This window comes from Nonomuraea corallina, assembly GCF_027620315.1.
Lineage (GTDB): Bacteria > Actinomycetota > Actinomycetes > Streptosporangiales > Streptosporangiaceae > Nonomuraea > Nonomuraea corallina.
In genome coordinates this window covers 34,272-52,606 of the sequence record NZ_JAPNNL010000018.1, presented here as the reverse complement: position 1 = coordinate 52,606, position 18,335 = coordinate 34,272, and the positions used below count along the sequence as shown (strand labels likewise).

Sequence of the window (18,335 nt, the reverse complement as noted above, 5' to 3'; positions counted from 1 at the left end):
GACCCCAGATGCACATCGGGGGTGCAACTGGCTCCACCCCTCGGCGAAAAACCGTTTGATCACCCGGGCCGGAGCGGGTACTGTACGGGGGTCCTTGTCGCCGACCCCTGAGGTGATCCTGTTGGAGATCTGAGGCCGAGACGCCGCGCCACCTTCGCTGTGCGCACGCCCGACCTCAGACGATCGCCTCGACTCCGGCCCGCGATCCTCCCTTCCGGTCTTCATGGCCTGCGCCCGCGCGGTGTCTCCACGTGTCCCGAAATCGCTAGACACGTCTGGGAGCCGCCCTTATGTCTTTCTCCATCGTCTGTGACGCCATCTCGTTCGAGTGGGCCGACGGCACGCCCGTCGTGTCGGACCTCGACGTCGCCTTCGGTCCCGGCCGCACCGGCCTGGTGGGCGTCAACGGATCCGGCAAGTCGACCCTCCTGCGGCTGATCGCCGGCGAGCTGCGCCCGTCCTCCGGCACGATCAGCGTGGCCGGCGAGGTCGGATATCTCCCGCAGAACCTCCCGCTGGCCACCGGCAGCACCGTCGCCGACCTGCTCGGCATCACCCGGCAGCGCGCCGCCCTGCACGCCATCGAGAGCGGGGACGCCGCCGCCGAGCACTTCACCGTGATCGGCGACGACTGGGACATCGAGGAGCGCGCCCGGGCCGAGCTCGACCGGCTCGGCCTCGGCCACCTCGACCTGGACCGCACCGCCGCCACCCTGTCCGGCGGCGAGGTGGTCCTGACCGGGCTGGCCGCGCTCCTCGTACGCCGCCCGGAGGTGCTCCTGCTCGACGAGCCGACCAACAACCTGGACCTGGACGCCCGCCGCCGGCTCTACGCCGCCGTCCGGTCGTGGTCCGGGGTGCTCGTGGTGGTCAGTCACGACCGGACCCTGCTCGACCTCGTCGACCAGGTCGCCGACCTGCGGGACGGCACGGTGCGGATGTTCGGCGGGAACCTGACCGCGTACGAGGAGACGCTGGAGGTCGAGCGGGAGGCGGCCGAGCGCTCGATCCGCGCCGCCGAGGGCGACGTCCGCCGGCAGCGGCGCGAGCTGGAGGAGGCGGCCACCAAGCTGGACCGCAGGGTCAGGTACGGCAACAAGATGAACGCCAACAAGCGCGAGCCGAAGATCGTCATGGGCGCCCGGAAGCGGGCCGCGCAGGTGTCGGCGGGCAAGCACCGCGCCACCCACGCCGAGCGGCTGGACCAGGCCCGCGACCGCCTCACCGAGGCCGAGCAGGCGCTGCGCGAGGACGACGAGATCAGGGTCACGCTGCCGGAGACCGAGGTCCCGGCCGGCCGCACGGTCCTGACCCTCTCCGGGCTGACGGGCCTGTACGAGCTGCGCGGCGGCCCGGACGGCGAGGGCGAGCCGGTCGAGGAGCTGGTCGTCCGGGGCCCCGAGCGGATCGCCCTGATCGGCCCGAACGGCTCCGGCAAGACGACCCTGCTGAAGCGGATCGCCGGCGGCGGCCCGGTCCGCGCCGGCTATCTGCCCCAGCGGCTCGATTTGCTGGACGACTCGCTGAGCGTGCTCGCCAACGTGCGCCGCTTCGCGCCGTCCGCGCCGGTGAACGAGGTGCGGGCGCGGCTGGCGCGGTTCCTGTTCCGGGGCGAGCGGGCGGAGCGGCCGGCGGGCACGCTGTCAGGCGGCGAGCGGTTCCGCGCGGTGCTGGCGGCGCTGCTGTCGGCCGAGCCCCCGCCGCAGCTCCTGCTGCTGGACGAGCCCACCAACAACCTCGACCTGGCCAGCGTCCGCCAGCTCTCCCAGGCCCTGTCGGCCTACCGGGGAGCGCTGATCGTGGTCAGCCACGACCTGCCCTTCCTGGAGACGCTGGAGGTCACCCGGTGGCTGTCGAAGGAGCGGTGAACGGCGCGCGGGCCCCGGCGGTCAGGGGGCGGGCGCCGCGTCCGGCGGCCGGGGCCCGTCCCCCGTACTGGCGAACAGCTCGTAGTGGTCCACGGTCAGCTCCTTGTCGACCAGGAAGCGGTCGTCCTCGGGGTAGAAGACGGCCACGGCCGGGTCCTCCCCGGCGAACGCCTTCACCGCCTCCCACGAGTCCCACATCGTGATCAGGAAGAACTCGGCGCGCTCCCCCGCGTCGCGACGGGTGAAGTAGGCGCCCCGGTTGCCGGGGGTGGCGGTGTATTCGGCGAACCCGGTGCGCATCAGGTAGGCCTCGTAGTCGGCGGCGTCGGCCGCTCGCGTCCAGCCTCTCCAGGTACGGATGATCATAGGAACACGCTAGCCGCCCGGCTCTCCTCCCGGAGGAAATCCCTGGCCCGATGCGTAAGTTGGGAAATGTCCCGGGAGATGATTGTCTGACCGGAGAACCTATGAGGAGGGCACCCGTGACCCGTCAGATTGTTTCCGTGGTCGGCGGCAAGGACGCCGCCGGCTCGGACACGTACGCCTCTGTCAACCCCGCCAGGCTCGGCGACGTGGTGGCGCGGGTCGGGATGGCCGACGCCGACACGTTCGCCGCCGCCTGCCGCACCGCCAGGGACGCCCAGCGGGAGTGGGCGAAGGTCTCGGCACCGGTCCGCGGCCGGGTGATCGCCTCGATCGGCAGGCTGGTGGAGGACAACGCGGAGAGCCTGGCCGCGCTGGTGACCGAGGAGATCGGCAAGCCGTACGCGGAGGCGCTCGGCGAGGTGCGGGAGATCGTCGACACGTGCGACTTCTTCCTGGGCGAGGGCCGCAGGCTGTACGGGCAGACCGTCCCCTCGGAGATGCCGGACAAGAACCTGTTCACCTTCCGCAACCCGGTGGGCGTGGCCACGGTGATCACGGCGGGCAACTTCCCGGTGGCGGTCCCGTCGTGGTATCTCGTGCCCGCCCTGCTGTGCGGCAACGCGGTGGTGTGGAAGCCGGCCGAGTACGCCGCCGCGTCGGCGCACGCGATGTACCGGCTGTTCGCCGCCTCCGGCCTGCCCGACGGCGTGCTCAACGTGGTGTTCGCCGACGGCCCGCAGACCTTCGCGGGCCTGGAGCAGGCGCTCACCGAGGGCACGGTCGACAAGATCGGGTTCACCGGTTCGAGTGAGGTGGGCAGGAAGGTCGGCGAGCTGGCGGGCCGCCACCTGCAGTCGCCCTGCCTGGAGCTCGGCGGCAAGAACCCGATGGTGATCATGCCGGACGCCGACCTGGACCTGGCCGTGGAGGGCGCGCTGTTCTCCGGGTTCGGCACGGCGGGCCAGCGCTGCACCAGCCTGGGCACCGTGATCGTGCACGAGAGCGTCCATGAGGACTTCACCGCCCGCCTCGTCCGGGCGCTGGACGCCGCCCGGGTCGGCGACCCGCGCGAGGACGTGCTGGCGGGCCCGCTGCTCGACCAGAAGTTCGCCGACCGGTACGAGGAGTACCTGACCTGGATCCAGCCGCACCACCGGGTCGTGTCCGGCCCCACCGGGCGGATCACCGCCGGCAGCCCGCGCGCCGGCTTCACCGGCGACGACGGCCTCTACTACCACCCGGTCGTGGTCGACGGGGTCCGGCCGGACGACCGGCTCTTCCTGGAGGAGACGTTCGGCCCGATCGTCGGCGTCACCACGTTCTCCACCCTGAGCGAGGCGATCGAGCTGGCCAACCGGCCCGGCTACGGCCTGTCCAGCTCCATCTACACCACCGACGCCAAGCACGCCTTCGCCTTCCGCGAGGGCATCTCCGCGGGCATGGTCAGCGTCAACAACTCGACCTCCGGGGCGGAGGCCCATCTGCCGTTCGGCGGCAACGGCAAGTCGGGCAACGGCAGCCGCCAGTCGGGGATGTGGGTGCTCGACCAGTTCACCCGCTGGCAGTCGATGAACTGGGACCACTCCGGCCGGCTGCAGAAGGCGCAGATGGACGTGGCGGAGATTACCCCCGATCCGGAGTTCCGGCTCTAGGTCTTTACCACCGGGTGTAACGGAAGCCACCCCCGCCGGGAACGGGGCCCTTCCCGGCGGGACACGGTCGTGTCACGATGGCGGCGCCTTCGATCACGGGGAGAAGCCGATGTGTGACTATCTGAAACCATTAGCTGGTCGGCCGGTCCTCCGCCTGCGGGCCGGCGTCCCCTGCCGCTGGAGCGTCCGGACCCGCGACGGCCGCGGCTGGTGCCCGCCCGGCACGGTTCCCGCCCACGATCTCGACGGCCTGCCGTACTTCCACGGCGACGATCTCGTCCTGGCCGTGCCGGGCGAGCCGGTCACCGTCCGGGCGGCGAGAGGCCCCGAGCACGCGAGCGTGGAGACCACGCTGCTGCCCTGTCCGGGCGAGACGCTGGTGGAGCTCACCCCGCCGCGTCTGTACGACGCCGCGGCGCGCGGCTGGTACGGCGCCGACCTGCACGTCCCGCTGAACCGCCCGGCGGGATGGGTGGCCGCCGCCCAGCACGGCGAGGACCTGCACGTGATCAATCTGGTGGCGCACGACGGCGAGACGCTGGACCACTGGGCGGGCCGCGACCTGCCGTGGTCGGACGGCGCGCACGTGGCCCGGGTCGACCTGGTCCACCAGGTGCGCGGGCTCGGCGCGTGGCCGCTCACCCCCGAGACGCTGCGCGCGGTGCGCGACCGCGGGGCCCTGGCGGCCTACGCGAACCCCTGCGCCGGTCCCGCCGAGACGGCCGACCAGCTGATGAGCGGGGGCGACGCGGGGGGCGACGCGCGGCTGGCCGTGGTGGACGCGGCGCTGGGGCTGGTCGACGGCTTCTCGTCCGCGATCGGGTCCCCGGCGGCGTACCGGCGGCTGATCGGGGCGGGCAACCGGATCGGGGCCACGGGCGGCGGCACCCGCCGGCTCGGCCCGATTGGCCGGGAACGCACGTACGCGCGGGTCGACGGGCGGCTGACCGCGGGCGCGTACGCCAGGGCGGTGCGGCGGGGGCACACGTTCGTCACCACCGGCCCGTTCCTGGAGCTGGAGGTGGACGGCCGCGGGCCGGGCGCCACGCTCGACCTGAGGCCGGGCGGGACGGTGCGGGTGACGGCGCGCGTGCTCGGCGAGGGGGCGGAGCGGGTGCGGCTGCTGACCGCCGACGGCGAGCTGGCGTCGGGGCCCGCCGGGGCGTCCGCCGATGGCCTGGACGCCTGCCTGCCGGTGGTGTGGCCGACGTACGTGGTCGCGGTCGCGGAGGGCGGCGGCGGGCGGGTGGTCGCCCACAGCAGCCCGGTCTACCTGGACGTGTGTCACCGGAGGGTGGCCAGGGAGGAGGACGTGACGTTCTGCCTGCGCTGGCTCGACCTGCTGGAGAAGCAGGTCAGGGACCGGGTGGCCGAGGACGTCCTGGAGGTGGTGGAGGAGGCGCGGCGGGTGTACCTGGCGCGCCTCCGCTGAGGAGAACGCGGGCCCCATCGGGGGTGCCCGCGTTCTCTCCCCTCCTGGCGAGGCGGTGGATCAGACCTGGCCGGCCTTCTCCAGGGCGGCGCAGCAGGTGCCGACGAGGAGGCGGGTGACCACGTACGGGTCGATGTTGGCGTTCGGGCGGCGGTCCTCGATGTAGCCCTTCCGCTCGACCTCGACCTGCCACGGGATGCGGACGGACGCGCCGCGGTCGGAGACGCCGTAGCTGTAGCGGTTCCACGGAGCGGTCTCGTGCGCGCCGGTCAGCCGGCTCTCGATGTCGGCGCCGTACTGGGTGATGTGCTCCATGGGCTTGTCGCCCTCGCCGAGAGCCTCGCAGGCGGTGATGATCGCGTCGTAGCCCTCGCGCATGGCCCTGGTGGAGAAGTTGGTGTGCGCGCCGGCGCCGTTCCAGTCGCCGCGGGCGGGCTTGGCGTCGAGGGTGGCCTCCACGCCGAACTCCTCGGCGGTGCGGTAGAGCAGCCAGCGGGCGATCCACAGGTGGTCGGCGACCTCGATCGGCCCGGCCGGGCCGATCTGGAACTCCCACTGGCCGGGCATGACCTCGGCGTTGATGCCGGAGACCTTCAGCCCGGCGGCGAGGCAGCGGTCGAGGTGGAGCTCGACGATCTCGCGGCCGAACACGGCCTCGGCGCCGACGCCGCAGTAGTAGTGGCCCTGCGGGGCGGGGAAGCCGCCCTCGGGGAAGCCGAGCGGGCGGCTGCCCTTGAAGAAGGTGTACTCCTGCTCGATGCCGAACCACGAGTCATGCTCGGCGTACTGCTCGGCGACCGGGCGGAGCAGGGCGCGGGTGTTGCTCTTGTGCGGTTCGCCGTCGACCATCTCGACCTCGCACAGCACGAGCACGCTGTCACCGCCGCGGATCGGGTCGGGGCAGGTGAGCACGGGACGGAGCACGAGGTCGGACTTGTGGCCCTCGGCCTGGTTCGTGCTGGAGCCGTCGAAGCCCCACACCGGCGGCTCGACCCCGTCGGCCAGGATCTTGGTCTTCGAGCGCAGCAGCGCGGTGGGCTCGGTGCCATCGATCCAGATGTACTCAGCCTTGTAGCTCACAGCGGTCCTTTCCCATGTTCGTCAGCCACGCCGAGTCTCGTGTACGGCCGTTTCCCCCTTTTTGCCCGAATGTGAACGCTGTGTTAAGGCGATTACTTTGCGCGCACGTCACCAGAGCCGGCCACGAGCTGCACGTTGGGGCCGCCCTCGCCGCACTCGGGACCGTTGGGGAAGCGGCCTTCGGGGGTGACGTCGAGAGTGCGGCCGAGCACGGAGCGGCCCTCAGCGTCGCGGAGCGTGAGACGCACCCGCACCGGGCTCTTCGGCAGGCCGGGCACGGAGGCGAAGCCGTGCGCGCCGCCCGTCTCGGCCATGCGGGCCGAGCAGGTGTCGCCCGCGCAGGTCGTCTCGACGGCCGCGGTGGCCGGGTGCAGGATCAGCTCGGGCCGGTGGCACGTCCCCGACCAGCACACCTCCAGCTCCGCCCGGTCCACCCGGGCGGCGAGCGGCGGCTCGACGTCCAGCAGGACCCCGACGGGGACGCCGATCGCCGTGCAGACCGGAGGGCCGGCGCACGCGGTCAGCAGAGCGGCGAGGACGAGGACGGTGGAGGGAGCGCGCATACCCCTGATGACGTGACCCGCGGGGCCGGGGTTCAGCCGTACGGTTCAGGCGAGCTCGCGCCGCCCGCCGCCGTCGTAGCCGAGCAGCCGCATCGCGGTGTCGGGATCCAGCGCCGCCGCCAGGAACTGGGCGCGGGCGTGCGCCTCGTCCCGCTCCCGGTCCGCCTTGGCCCGCGCCGCCCGCATGGCCTTGACGGCCACGGTGGTGAGCCCGGCGCCGACGACCACCGCCACCACCACCACGAACAGCGCGACCAGCAGCCACGGCGAGGCGACACCGGGACCGGGCGCGGCCGCCGCTCCGGTCTCCGTCCCGGCGGCGGGGCCGGCGGTCAGCACGCCGTTCAGCGACAGGGCGAGTACGACGGCCAGCCCGACGAGCGTGAACGCGCTGGCCACGACCACCCACCACCGGCCCCTCCCCTGCTCCGGCGGCGGCTGCCCGGCCCCGTCCGGCTGCGGCGGCGTGCCCCACGGCACGAACGCGGGCCCCCCGCCCGCACCGGACCGGGCTCCGCGATACGCCGCCGGCCTTCCACCAGCAGGCCCTCCGACCTCCGAAAGCGGGATTCCCGCACCGGGACGCGCCCCCACCCCTGTTCCCCGCCCCGCCGCGCTCCCCCGAGGACGCGCTCCTGCCCTCGGCACGGCCGGTGGGTCGCGGTCCAGCCGGTCGTGGTCCTGGTGCGCCCGGACGACCTCCGCGTGGTACTCCTCCAGTTCCCGCACGAACGCGTCGGAGGCGTACCCCGTACCGTCGACGCGCCGCCCGGGCCGCCGCCGCAGGATCGCCGCCACGTCGCCGCCGTCGAGCGTCCGGTGCGTCTCCAGCGCGTGCGCCAGGCACAGCACGTCCTGGCGATGCTCCTGGAGCAGGTCCCCGGTCTTCTCCAGCAGCCGCGCCAGGTGGCGTTCGACCCGCTCCCCGAGCGACCGGCGGTCCTCGTCCATCCCCAGCTCCCGCAGGGCGGGCAGCGAGGAGACGTCCGAGCCCATCCCCCACGAGGACTCCATGAGGGCGGTGAGGAGCGTGGCCGAGTGGAGGTCCCCGGAGACGTCGCAGGAGCTGTCCCCGCCGAAGAACATCCGCTCCCCCGCCAGGGAGGCGAGCGCGACCATCACGTCGGCCTCGTACCCCGACTTCCACCGGGCGGGCCGGCCCTCGATCCTGGCCGCGGCGGCCCCGCCCAGATGACCCGCGCCCTGCTCGATGGTGGCGACGCCGGGCTCCGGGCGGGCGCGCGTCACGTACGCGACCACCGCGTGGCAGGCCTCGTGCACGGCCGCCGCGTGCCTCCCGACGCCCCGCGGCCGCCCGGCCTCGGACGGGTGGCCGGCCTGGTGGACGCGGTCGACGCGGCCGGTCCGCAGCAGCGCCCCGTCCAGCGCGTCGGGCCGGCGGGCGGTCATGATGACGAGGACCCGGTACGCGGACAGCCGGCGCAAACGCCCGCGTGGCCTCCTGAGCCTGGACAACTCGCTGATCAGCGCCCGTCGCATGCCCGCACCGGCATCCGGCCGGGCGAGCGCCGAGCGGCTCTCCTCCGACAGGTGGGCCAGGCCGTTGCAGCCGGAGAGGCCGCCGCCGGGGACCGGCCCGGCCGGCGCGTCCGCCTCGTCGAAGAGGACGACCACGCCGCCGTGGCGCAGCGCCAGCGTGCGCAGCCTCATGAAGAGCGCCTTGACCTTCAGGACGCCGACGGCCGGAGGAGCCGCGGCGAACGCGCGCACGTCCACGACCACGTACGGCTTGCCGGTCTCACCCGCGACGGCCTCGGCGACCCGCGCCTTGCCGGGGCCCGGCGGCCCCCACAGCAGCAGGCCGCCCGGCGCGGATCCGCCGCCCTCCTCGATCGCGCCGCCCTCGCGCCAGCGGGCGAGGTGCTCCTGGAGCCGCTCGACCACGCCGTCCTGTCCCCGTACGTCGGCGAAGCGGGTGGCGACGGAGCCGGGCCGGTATGTCTCCACACCGTCCCTGAGCAGGAGCCGGACCAGGACGGCGGCCCCGGCGACGACCACGAGTCCTAACAGGAACGGCACGAACGGCGACGTCCGGAACAGGCCGGACAGCAGTCCGCCGGCGACCAGCGTGACGGCAACCGCCACCCAGAAGACGACCCTCACCGGCCGGGGAAGCCGGAACCCGGCCCTGTCGCGCGCCCGGCCCGGCTCCGGCAGGGACCTCGCGTACCTGGCGTACCTCGCGTACATCGTCTTCACCTGGGTCTACCTCCACAGGACGAGGCACCGCAGTGGTTCTGCCCGCTTTCTCCCCGGCTGAGCCGGGAGCGCATGAAGAAATCTTGACCAAATCTTGGCCATACCTTTGCCTTGGTTGTTACAGATCAGCAGAACCACCTGTCCTCGGGGTCCGACTTACGAGCGTCCCTCTTGGTGAGGCCCGGGACGTGGCCGAAGATGAAGCCACCCTCCTTTCGCGACGGAGCGCACGATGACAGAACCGGCCGGACCGGCCACGGAGACCGTCGACTCGTACGGGATGACGGCGGAGCGCGCCTTCGCCGACCTCTGGTCACGGGAGACGCTCACGTTCAGGGAACGCCGCCTGATCCTGATCGGCCTGCTCGTCGGGCAAGGGCTGGACGACCAGGTGACGCTGCAGCTCGACGCTGCCCTGCGCACCGGCGACCTGGACGAGACCGAGCTGCGGGAGATCGTCGTCTTCCTCACCCACTACGCCGGCTGGGCGCGGGGCACGCGGCTCAACAACCAGGTCGAGGACCTGGCCGAAAGGGTCAGGCGGGATCGATCCGATAGACGGAACCCGACAGGCTGAGCGCGTACAGCTCCCCGTCGTGGTCCTCGCCGAACGACGACAGCTGCTCCACCTCGCCCACGCGCCGGTCGCGCTCCAGATCGTCGACGGGCGCGGCCCTGATCCATCCGGCGCAGAAGTCGCCGTACAGGAACTGGCCGCGCAGCCACGGGATCTTCGCGCCGCGGTAGACGAACCCGGCGATCACGGAGCAGTTGCGGCCCTCATCCAGCGAGTAGACGATCACCGGGTCGACCGGGTCCTCGGCGCGGCCGGGGCGGAAGCGTTCGGCGCCCTCGCGCACGTCCCAGCCGTAGTTCTCGCCGCCCTCGGAACCGGCGGGCTGGTAGTCGATCTCCTCCCAGCGGTTCTGGCCGACGTCGCCGATCCACAGGTCGCCGTTCTCCCGGTCGAAGCCGAACCGCCACGGGTTGCGCAGCCCGTACGCCCAGATCTCCGGCCGCGCCCCCTCCTTGCCGACGAACGGGTTGTCGTCAGGAACCGCGTACGGCCGCCCGCCGCGCGGGTCGATGCGCAGGATCTTGCCCAGCAGCGTGCCGAGGTCCTGGCCGTTGCCCTCCGGGTCACCGGCGCCGCCGCCGTCGCCGAGCGCGACGTACAGGTGGCCGTCGGGGCCGAAGGCGAGCTGGCCGCCGTTGTGGTTGGCGAACGGCTGCTCCACGGTCAGCACCTCACGCCTGCCCGTGGCCTTCTTACCGTCGTAGGCCCACTCGGTGACGTGCGTGGTGCCGGCCCTGTCGGTCCAGTCGAGGTAGAGCCAGCGCCCCGACGGGTGGAACGCGACGCCGAGCAGCCCTTGCTCGTTGCCGCCGCTGACCTCCCCGGACAGATCGACGATCGTGTCACCGTCGGTGGTCCGCAGCTTGCCGCCCTGCTCGGCCACGTACAGGCGGCGATCATCCGCCCGGACGGTGAACGCCACCGGCCGCTCCAGCGCGGCGATCTCGGTGAACTTCAGCTTCCCCGCACCGGGCGTCGCGGCCCGGCCGTCCGGCGTGGACGGCCGCGGCGCGGCGGTGCCGACCGAGGCGGACGGGGTCGCCCCCTGCGGCTGCGCGGCGGAGCAGGCGGTCACGACGACGGCGAGCACGACCACGGCAAGGCGCACGCCGCCATCCTCGCACGCCCCCACCCCCCGCACCACCGACCGCACACCCTCCGATCAGACCTACGGCGGGCTGAGCGGGCCGCGGGCACGCATCGCGGCGTCCGGTCCGGGAGACGGGTCACCAGGGGGTTAGGGTGCTGGGCATGCCTACCGCACTGATCACTGGCGCCACCGCGGGCATCGGCGCCGCGTTCGCCCGCCGGCTGTCCGCCGACGGTTTCGCTCTGGTCCTGGTGGCGCGCGACGAGCACCGGCTCGGCGAGAGCGCCGATCAGCTCAAGCTGAGGTACGGGGTCGAGGTCGAGATCCTGCCTGCCGATCTGGCCTCGGACGACGGCCTGGCCCTGGTGGAGGCCCGCTGCCGGGAGGGGGTCGACCTGCTGGTGAACAACGCCGGTTTCGCGCACCGGCACGACTTCCTGGACACGCCGGTGGAGGACGAGCTGCGGATGCTCAAGCTGCACTGCGAGGCGGTGCTGCGGTTGACGCTGGCGGCGCTGCCGGGGATGCGCAAGCGCGGCAAGGGCGCGGTGGTCAACGTCGGTTCGGCGGCGGGCTTCTTCACGCGCGGCTCCTACAGCGCTTCGAAGGCCTGGGTGGCCAACTTCAGCGAGTCCACCGCGGCCGCGATCAGCGAGCCGGGGGTCAAGGTGATGGCGCTGTGCCCGGGGTTCGTGCGGACGGAGTTCCACCGGCGTGCTTCGATCGACATGTCGGGCACGCCGGGTTTCATGTGGTTGACCGCCGACCGGGTCGTGGACGAGGCGCTGCGTGATCTGGCGCTGGGCAGGTGGGTGTCGGTGCCGTCGCTGCGCTACAAGGCGGTCGTCGCGGTCGGCAGGTTCGTGCCGCGCCGCCTGGTCGCGGAGATCTCCTCGCGCATCGGCCGCCGCTGACCCTTTCCGGCTCGTCCGCCGTAACCCCGGCGAACGGCCGGGCACGGGACGGGCCCTCGCCGCGGGAGGGGGTCGCGATGAGGGCCCTTACGGCCGCGGGCAGTGCCCGCGGCCGGGTATCGACGCCGGGGTGCCGGGCGGTCAGCGCCCGGCGTTGGCCGGGTGGCCGATGGCCAGGCCCGAGGTCGGGTCGAAGAAGTGCATGTTGTGGGTGTCGACGACCAGGTTGACGCTCTGACCGGGGCGCACGTGGCTGCGGGCGTTGACGCGGGCGGTCCACAGGGACTTGTCGCCGGACAGCGGCAGCGTGGCCTCCTCGTCGTCGCCCGTGTCGGCGGCGGCGACGGTGTCCTTGTGCTCCACCGGCGGGGCGTCGATCAGGAACAGCACGTTGATCTCGGAGCCGAGCTCCTCGGTGACCTCGGCCTTGGCCGGGATCGTCGCCCAGCCGTTGTCGGCGTGGGCGCCGGCGGAGGCGGCGTCCTCGAAGTCGGACGGGCGGATGCCGAGGATGATCTTCTTGCCGAGGTACTGGTCGAGGCCGGGCTTGTCGCTGAACGTGGACTGCGGGATGGGCAGCTTGTAGCCGGCGAAGGCCACCGCGGGGCCACCGTCGCGGACCAGCTCGGCGGTGACGAAGTTCATCGACGGCGAGCCCATGAACCCGGCGACGAACAGGTTGACCGGCCGGTCGAAGAGGTTCTGCGGGGTGTCGACCTGCTGGAGGAGGCCGTCGCGGAGCACGCAGACGCGGTCGCCGAGGGTCATGGCCTCGACCTGGTCGTGGGTGACGTAGACGGTGGTGACGCCGAGGCGCTCGTGCATCTGGTTGAGCGAGGCGCGCATGGAGACGCGGAGCTTGGCGTCCAGGTTGGACAGCGGCTCGTCCATGAGGAAGGCCTGCGGCTCGCGGACGATGGCGCGGCCCATGGCGACACGCTGGCGCTGACCGCCGGACAGGGCGGCGGGCTTGCGCTTGAGGTAGGTCTCGAGGCCGAGCATCTTGGCCGCGTCCTGGACCCGCTGCTGGATCTCGGCCTTGGGCATCTTGCGCAGCTTGAGGCCGAAGGCGAGGTTCTCCTCGACCGTCATGTGCGGGTAGAGCGCGTAGTTCTGGAAGACCATGGCGATGTCGCGGTCCTTCGGCGGCAGGTGGTTGACCACCTTGTCGCCGATGGAGATCTCGCCGCCGCTGATGTCCTCCAGGCCGGCGATCATCCGCAGCGCGGTCGACTTACCGCAGCCGGAGGGGCCGACCAGCACCATGAACTCGCCGTCCTTGATCTCAAGGTTGAGCCCGTTCACGGCCTTGACGCCACCGGCGTAGATCTTGTCGACGTCTTTCAAAACGATGGATGCCATGACAGTCCTTCGCGCAGGGCGATGGCCCCGATAGTCGGTGCGGGGGTTCCGCGTTCTTGGATACGTTTTCAAGCATCTCACCGCGAAAGAGCTGTCTGTGTCAAGAGTCCCGTCTATACAGGCGATGTGGGTACGACCGACTTCCGGAAACGCGGAAAGCATGATGGAATCGTTTCCATGGAGAAGCGTGCGACGATCAAGGACGTGGCCGAGGCGGCGGGCGTGGGCATCGCCACCGTGTCGAGGGTGCTGTCAGGCGGCTCGGCCAGCCCCGGGACCCGGGAGCGGGTGCTGGCCGTCGCCGCGCAGCTCGACTACCGGCCCAGCGCCGCCGGCCGCAACCTGCGCCAGCGCCGCACCGGGGGCCTCGGGCTGCTCGTCCCGGACCTGACCGACACGTTCTTCGGCCTGCTCGCCGAGGGAGTGCTCGCCCACGCGCGCTCGGCAGGCGAGCCGGTCGTGCTGGGCTCGACCGGCGACGACCCGGAGCAGGAGTCGGAGATGGTCGGCATGCTGCTGGAGCAGGGCGTGGACCGGGTGGTCGCGGTCCCGTCCGGCGACGCCGAGAGCTGGCGGCCCGCCGTCAGGGCGGGCATGACCGTGGTCTTCGCCGACCGCCTGCCCGGGGAGAGCCCCGATCAGGACGCCGAGGGTCCCGACCACGACCTCATGCTCCTCGACGGCCTGCCGCCGGCCCCGCCGGCGCGCCCGCTGGACACCCCCGCCGTGCTCGCCGACGACCGGTCCGGGATCCGCACGGCGGTGCGCTACCTGAAAGGGCTGGGCCACCGGCGCATCGCCTACCTCGGCGGCCCCGGCCACGAGCGGCGGGTGGCGGCGTTCCGCGAGGCGGTGGGCGCGCCCGTGGACGAGGAGCTGATCGTGTTCGCCACCGGGAGCCGCGACTCCGCGTACGCGGCGGCGGCCGGGCTGTTCCAGAGCCGGCCCGACCTGTCGGCGGTGGTGGCCGGGGGCAACGCGCTCGGCGAGGCCGCGGTGCTGGCGGCACGGGAGCTGGACCTGCGGGTGCCGCGGGACGTGTCGCTCGTCATGTACGACGACGTCCCGTGGGCCGAGCTCTGCTCGCCTCCGCTGACGGTGATCGCCCAGCCGGGGCGCGAGATCGGGTACCGCGCGGCGGAGCTGGTCCTGCGCGCGGGCGCCCGCCGCCCGCGCACGGTGGTGCTCCCCACCGAGCTGATCGTCCGGGGCAGCTGCGGCCCGCACCGCTGAATCCCCGGCCCGACCGGCTCGGAGCCGTCAGGTCGTGTCAGGTCGTGTCAGCCACGAGGGTGCGGGAGGCGACGAGCTGACCGGACTGGAAGCCCTCGACGCGGACCGTCCGGGCGGCGGCCAGGCCGGGGATGACCACGGTGACCGTGTCCTGGGTCACGTCGGCGGAGAGCCGCGGCCTGCCGTCCAGGTAGACGTCCGCCCGGTCCAGGAGGCTGGTGCGCAGGGTCAGCTCGTTCGCCGCGCCGACGACGCGCACGTCGAGGCCGCGTACCGGGAGCGCCGCGAGCAGCTCGCCCGCGCGGGCCAGCAGGTCCTGGTTGCCGGCCAAGAGGTCCCGGCGGGTCAGGCGGTGGCGGTGGCCGGGCCGCACGCCGAGGTCCTCGACGGGCGTGCCGGCCAGCGCGTGGACGCGCAGGGTGCGCCGGATCGACACGCGCATGCCCGCCCCGCCCGGCAGCGGCCGGTAGGGCGAGCCGGGCGCGGGTGACGGCAGTTCCAGCAGGAGCTTGAGCAGCTCGTGCGTCCACACGTTGGCGCCGCCCGCGCCGGTGTTGTCGTCCACGCCGAGGACCGGGCCGATGCCGTGGTCCTGGAAGCCGGCGGCGAAGATGTCGGTCGCGGAGTAGCAGCGGGCGTCGGTGACGAGCACGACCGGGCCGTGGTAGCACTGGCCGACGGCGTTCGCGCCGGCCGCGGGGGTGATGGGGAAGCCGGCCGAGTGCGCGGCGCCGATCTCCAGGGCCTGGTTCATGGACGGGCACCACGGGCCGAGGTCGATCTGCCCGGTCGGGTTCTCCTCGTGCTGCGCGCAGATGCGGGCGTTCAGCGGCGTGGTGACGAACTGGGTCGGCTCCGGGGTGATCGGATGCGGCGTGAGCGTCTGCAGCAGGAACTCGGCGGCGTGGATGTGCCCGCCTCCGTTGCCCCGCACGTCGACCACGAGCCCGTTCTGCGGGAGCAGGCCGGCGAGCCGGACGAACTCGCCGACGAACGCGCCGGGGTCGTTGGTGTTGAAGGTGAACACGCGCAGGTGGCCGAACGTCCCCGACGGGGTGACCACGGCACGCGCCTTGAAGAACGCCGGCATGGACGTCGGCAGGTCGGCCCCGGCGTCGGCGGGCTCGGCGGGAACGTCCGCGATCTCCGCCGTGAGCGTCCGGGGGACGTAGAGCATCCTGAGCGCGCGGCCGATCTCGTCGGTGCCCAGGTCGAGCCCCTGCGACACGGCCGCCATGGTGAGCGCGCCCGCGTCGACGAACGGCGGCAGGTTCGCCGTCACCCGCCACGGCTCCCGCAGCTCCCTGGCTATCCCGTCCCCGCCCAGATAGCTGAGCGTCACCCAGGACTCGTCGGGCGGCAGGTGGATCACCAGCGGCCGGATGGTCAGCGACTGCAGCCCGCGCGAGTGCCGGGCCGCCGGGTTGCCGCCCGCGTACCGCGCGGCGTTGGCGTCCACCGCCGCGCCGATCGGGGTGCCGTTCCAGTGGGTGACCTCGACGCCCGGCTCGAACCCCGGCGCGGAGAACCCCTCGACGATCCTGGTCACGAGATAGCGCGGGCCGCCGTCCTCGTGGCACTCCTCGACGAGGAACGGGAGATAGGCGACCTTGCTCGCGTACGGCTCCGGGAGCAGGTAGTTGGTGTGCAGGTCGCGTACGGAGTGGAAGATCTCCGACAGCTCGGCGTGGAAGCGCGGCTCGGGGTCGGCCGTCTCCGGCGTCTGCCGGCTGAGCCTCAGCGCGAGCAGGCGGAGCCGCTGGACCGGGTTGACCGCGTACATGGCGGTCTTCAGCGGCAGGTGGGCGTAGTTCTGCTCGATCAGCACCAGCGCCTGCTCCACCAGCGTGCGCCGGTCGGCGAGCGTCAGCGTGCCCGCCGTGCCCAGGAAGTCCCGCAGGTCCACCGCGTCGGCCAGTCGCTTGGCCTGTCCTGTCGCGCCCTCGTCGATCCCCATGTCGTCTCCCGCCCCGTGTGCCTGTCCGACACGGGTCAAGCTCTCAGAGGGCGACGGCGGTCGCGTCAGGTGGCGCCCTAGGGTTTTCCCTAGGGCGCGCGCTGCCGAGGCGTCAGAGGACCTTCTCGATGGCCGCCAGGATCGTCGGGTCCGTCGGGACGGTGCGGGGGCGGAAGCGGCCCACCACCGCCCCGTCGCGGTCGACGAGGAACTTCTCGAAGTTCCACTGCACGTCGCCGGTGTCGCCGTCGGCGTCCGGCGCCTCCACGAGCCGCTCGTACAGGGCGTGCCGGTCGGGGCCGTTGACGTCGGCCTTGGCCAGCAGCGGGAAGTCGACCCCGTACGTGGTCGAGCAGAACTCCTGGATCTCCTCGGCGCTGCCGGGCTCCTGCCCCATGAACTGGTTGCAGGGCATGCCGATCACGCTGAGCCCGCGCGGCCCGTACTCCTGGTGGAGCTTGACGAGGTCGGTGTACTGCGGGGTGAGGCCGCACTTGGAGGCCACGTTGACGATGAGCACGGCCTTGTCGCCGGCGAGGGCGGCCAGGGTGGTGGGCTCGTCCGCCAGTGTGCGGACCGGGATGTCACGAACGTTCATGGTCCGACCTTACGAGATGCCTGTCAGGCGCAAAACGTGACCTAATCCACATTTATCACCCAAAGACCCAGCAACAGCTATATATCGAGATCTTTACTGACGGACACCATTTCCATGGTCAATTCGCAGTAAAGGCGACAAGTCAGGCAGGGTGGCGCGGTCCCCGATTCCTCCGAAAGGGAACCCGCATGCCCATGCTCCGCCGTACCAGCGTCCTGCTCCTGAGCTCCACGCTCATGGTGGCGGGCGGCGCCACGGCCGCACAGGCGCAGAGCTCCCAGGCGAGTGCCACCAGCACGAGCGGCAAGAACAAGTCCATCGCCAAGAAGATGGTGAACAAGCGCGGCTGGAACACCACCCAGTTCAGGTGCCTCGTCAAGCTCTGGGCCCGCGAGAGCGGCTGGAACCACCGGGCCGGCAACCGTTCGTCCGGCGCCTACGGCATCCCCCAGGCGCTGCCCGCCGGCAAGATGGCCTCCCACGGCAGCGACTGGCGCACCAACCCCAGGACGCAGATCTCCTGGGGCCTGAGCTACATCAAGAAGAGGTACGGCACGCCGTGCCGCGCCTGGGCCCACTTCCAGTCCCGCCACTGGTACTGATCCAAACCCCAGGCTTGCGCGCGTTTCGCGGAAAGCGCGGGCCATCGAGGCGCCGGGCCGGTCCATCCAGGCCCAACGAGAGCGCCATATCTCCGCGTCGATCACGCAAACACCTGTCCTCGGCGTGCCCCGGGTTCTGACCGCGCGTCCCTGCGCGTACTAGAAACCGGCTCAGAGGACATGTCGTGGAGCCCTCCGGGCCGTCCGGCGAGAAGCCGGACGGAACAGGATCCCGGAGGGCCGCGCGGACCCTTCTCGTCCGAGCCACGGACGCGGACCGGCAGGGGCGCCGGGGAAGCGAGAGCGCCCGTCCGCACGCGACCCGACCGCGAGGATCGAATTGGACAGCAAGCGCACGCTACGCAGCACGGTCGTGACCATGACCGCGTTCACCGCCGCATTCTGCGGCATGGAGAGCGCGGCGGCGGCCGGCACCGAGAGCAGTCACGACGCGCCGGTGGCGCAGGTCCGTACGTGGCGGACCGCCGCCCAGCCACGCGTCCCGGCCCACCTGCCGAGGAGCCGGAGCAAGCGGTTCGCCCTGGACCAGGTGGTGCGCAGGTCATGGAACCTGCGCGAGTTCCGCTGCCTGGACAACCTGTGGACCAGGGAGAGCGGCTGGAACCACCGGGCCGTCAACCGTTCGTCGGGCGCCTACGGCATCCCACAGGCGCTGCCCGGCGGCAAGATGCGGGGAGCCGGCAAGGACTGGCGGCACAATCCGCAAACCCAGATCCGCTGGGGCCTGGCCTACATCAAGGGGAGATACGGCAGGCCGTGCGGCGCCTGGGGGCACTTCCGCTCACACAACTGGTACTAGC

The 18,335-nt window shown here is 72.4% G+C and carries 16 protein-coding genes; 8 read left to right on the top strand and 8 right to left on the bottom strand.

Annotation, left to right across the window (positions count from 1 at the left end; translation table 11 throughout):
• Positions 1-290: 290 nt before the first annotated feature.
• Complete coding sequence (locus OUY22_RS07440) at positions 291-1,868, top strand: ABC-F family ATP-binding cassette domain-containing protein (protein WP_270154050.1); 1,578 nt, start codon at positions 291-293, stop codon at positions 1,866-1,868.
• A 21-nt stretch (positions 1,869-1,889) separates the two neighbouring features.
• On the opposite strand, the gene OUY22_RS07435 is transcribed toward OUY22_RS07440, so the two are convergent.
• The gene (locus OUY22_RS07435; RefSeq protein ID WP_270154049.1) at positions 1,890-2,234 is read right to left on the bottom strand and encodes a hypothetical protein; all 345 of its coding nucleotides are present in this window, start codon (positions 2,232-2,234) and stop codon (positions 1,890-1,892) included.
• Between the two features lie 116 nt (positions 2,235-2,350).
• Here OUY22_RS07435 and OUY22_RS07430 point away from each other — a divergent pair, with 116 nt between their 5' ends.
• Positions 2,351-3,886 carry an aldehyde dehydrogenase family protein gene (locus OUY22_RS07430; RefSeq protein WP_270154048.1) on the top strand — a complete coding sequence of 512 codons (1,536 nt, stop codon included), beginning with the start codon at positions 2,351-2,353 and terminating at the stop codon, positions 3,884-3,886.
• Between the two features lie 109 nt (positions 3,887-3,995).
• A complete protein-coding gene (locus tag OUY22_RS07425; RefSeq protein WP_270154047.1) occupies positions 3,996-5,318 on the top strand; it encodes a CehA/McbA family metallohydrolase in 1,323 nt (440 codons plus the stop codon).
• A gap of 60 nt (positions 5,319-5,378) precedes the next feature.
• On the opposite strand, the gene glnII is transcribed toward OUY22_RS07425, so the two are convergent.
• From glnII to OUY22_RS07410, 3 genes are all read right to left on the bottom strand, one after another.
• Positions 5,379-6,398: a glutamine synthetase gene (glnII, locus tag OUY22_RS07420; RefSeq protein ID WP_270154046.1), complete on the bottom strand. Its 1,020-nt coding sequence runs from the start codon at positions 6,396-6,398 to the stop codon at positions 5,379-5,381.
• 92 nt (positions 6,399-6,490) lie between these two features.
• The gene (locus OUY22_RS07415; protein ID WP_270154045.1) at positions 6,491-6,961 is read right to left on the bottom strand and encodes a hypothetical protein; all 471 of its coding nucleotides are present in this window, start codon (positions 6,959-6,961) and stop codon (positions 6,491-6,493) included.
• Between the two features lie 45 nt (positions 6,962-7,006).
• Complete coding sequence (locus tag OUY22_RS07410) at positions 7,007-9,172, bottom strand: AAA family ATPase (protein WP_270154044.1); 2,166 nt, start codon at positions 9,170-9,172, stop codon at positions 7,007-7,009.
• Positions 9,173-9,413: 241 nt separating this feature from the next.
• On the opposite strand from OUY22_RS07410, the gene OUY22_RS07405 reads away from it, so the two are divergent.
• Positions 9,414-9,758, top strand: a complete 345-nt coding sequence (locus OUY22_RS07405) for a carboxymuconolactone decarboxylase family protein (protein WP_270154043.1) — start codon at positions 9,414-9,416, stop codon at positions 9,756-9,758.
• Here OUY22_RS07405 and OUY22_RS07400 read toward each other — a convergent pair.
• Positions 9,718-10,866 carry a PQQ-dependent sugar dehydrogenase gene (locus OUY22_RS07400; RefSeq protein ID WP_270154042.1) on the bottom strand — a complete coding sequence of 383 codons (1,149 nt, stop codon included), beginning with the start codon at positions 10,864-10,866 and terminating at the stop codon, positions 9,718-9,720. The two genes, OUY22_RS07405 and OUY22_RS07400, sit on opposite strands and share 41 nt — an antisense overlap.
• A gap of 143 nt (positions 10,867-11,009) precedes the next feature.
• On the opposite strand from OUY22_RS07400, the gene OUY22_RS07395 reads away from it, so the two are divergent.
• Complete coding sequence (locus OUY22_RS07395) at positions 11,010-11,762, top strand: SDR family NAD(P)-dependent oxidoreductase (RefSeq protein ID WP_270154041.1); 753 nt, start codon at positions 11,010-11,012, stop codon at positions 11,760-11,762.
• 141 nt (positions 11,763-11,903) lie between these two features.
• On the opposite strand, the gene OUY22_RS07390 is transcribed toward OUY22_RS07395, so the two are convergent.
• Complete coding sequence (locus OUY22_RS07390; protein WP_270154040.1) at positions 11,904-13,124, bottom strand: ABC transporter ATP-binding protein; 1,221 nt, start codon at positions 13,122-13,124, stop codon at positions 11,904-11,906.
• A gap of 177 nt (positions 13,125-13,301) precedes the next feature.
• On the opposite strand from OUY22_RS07390, the gene OUY22_RS07385 reads away from it, so the two are divergent.
• Positions 13,302-14,357, top strand: a complete 1,056-nt coding sequence (locus OUY22_RS07385) for a LacI family DNA-binding transcriptional regulator (protein WP_270154039.1) — start codon at positions 13,302-13,304, stop codon at positions 14,355-14,357.
• 37 nt (positions 14,358-14,394) lie between these two features.
• On the opposite strand, the gene OUY22_RS07380 is transcribed toward OUY22_RS07385, so the two are convergent.
• Positions 14,395-16,314, bottom strand: a complete 1,920-nt coding sequence (locus OUY22_RS07380) for a S41 family peptidase (protein ID WP_270154038.1) — start codon at positions 16,312-16,314, stop codon at positions 14,395-14,397.
• A gap of 112 nt (positions 16,315-16,426) precedes the next feature.
• Complete coding sequence (locus tag OUY22_RS07375; RefSeq protein WP_270154037.1) at positions 16,427-16,912, bottom strand: glutathione peroxidase; 486 nt, start codon at positions 16,910-16,912, stop codon at positions 16,427-16,429.
• A gap of 188 nt (positions 16,913-17,100) precedes the next feature.
• On the opposite strand from OUY22_RS07375, the gene OUY22_RS07370 reads away from it, so the two are divergent.
• Together OUY22_RS07370 and OUY22_RS07365 are read left to right on the top strand one after the other, a co-directional pair.
• Positions 17,101-17,514 (top strand): aggregation-promoting factor C-terminal-like domain-containing protein, encoded by a 414-nt coding sequence (locus tag OUY22_RS07370; protein ID WP_333486628.1) that lies wholly within the window; start codon positions 17,101-17,103, stop codon positions 17,512-17,514.
• A 379-nt stretch (positions 17,515-17,893) separates the two neighbouring features.
• Entirely contained in the window at positions 17,894-18,334 is a 441-nt protein-coding gene (locus OUY22_RS07365) for an aggregation-promoting factor C-terminal-like domain-containing protein (protein WP_270154035.1), read from the top strand.
• Position 18,335 lies beyond the last annotated feature (1 nt).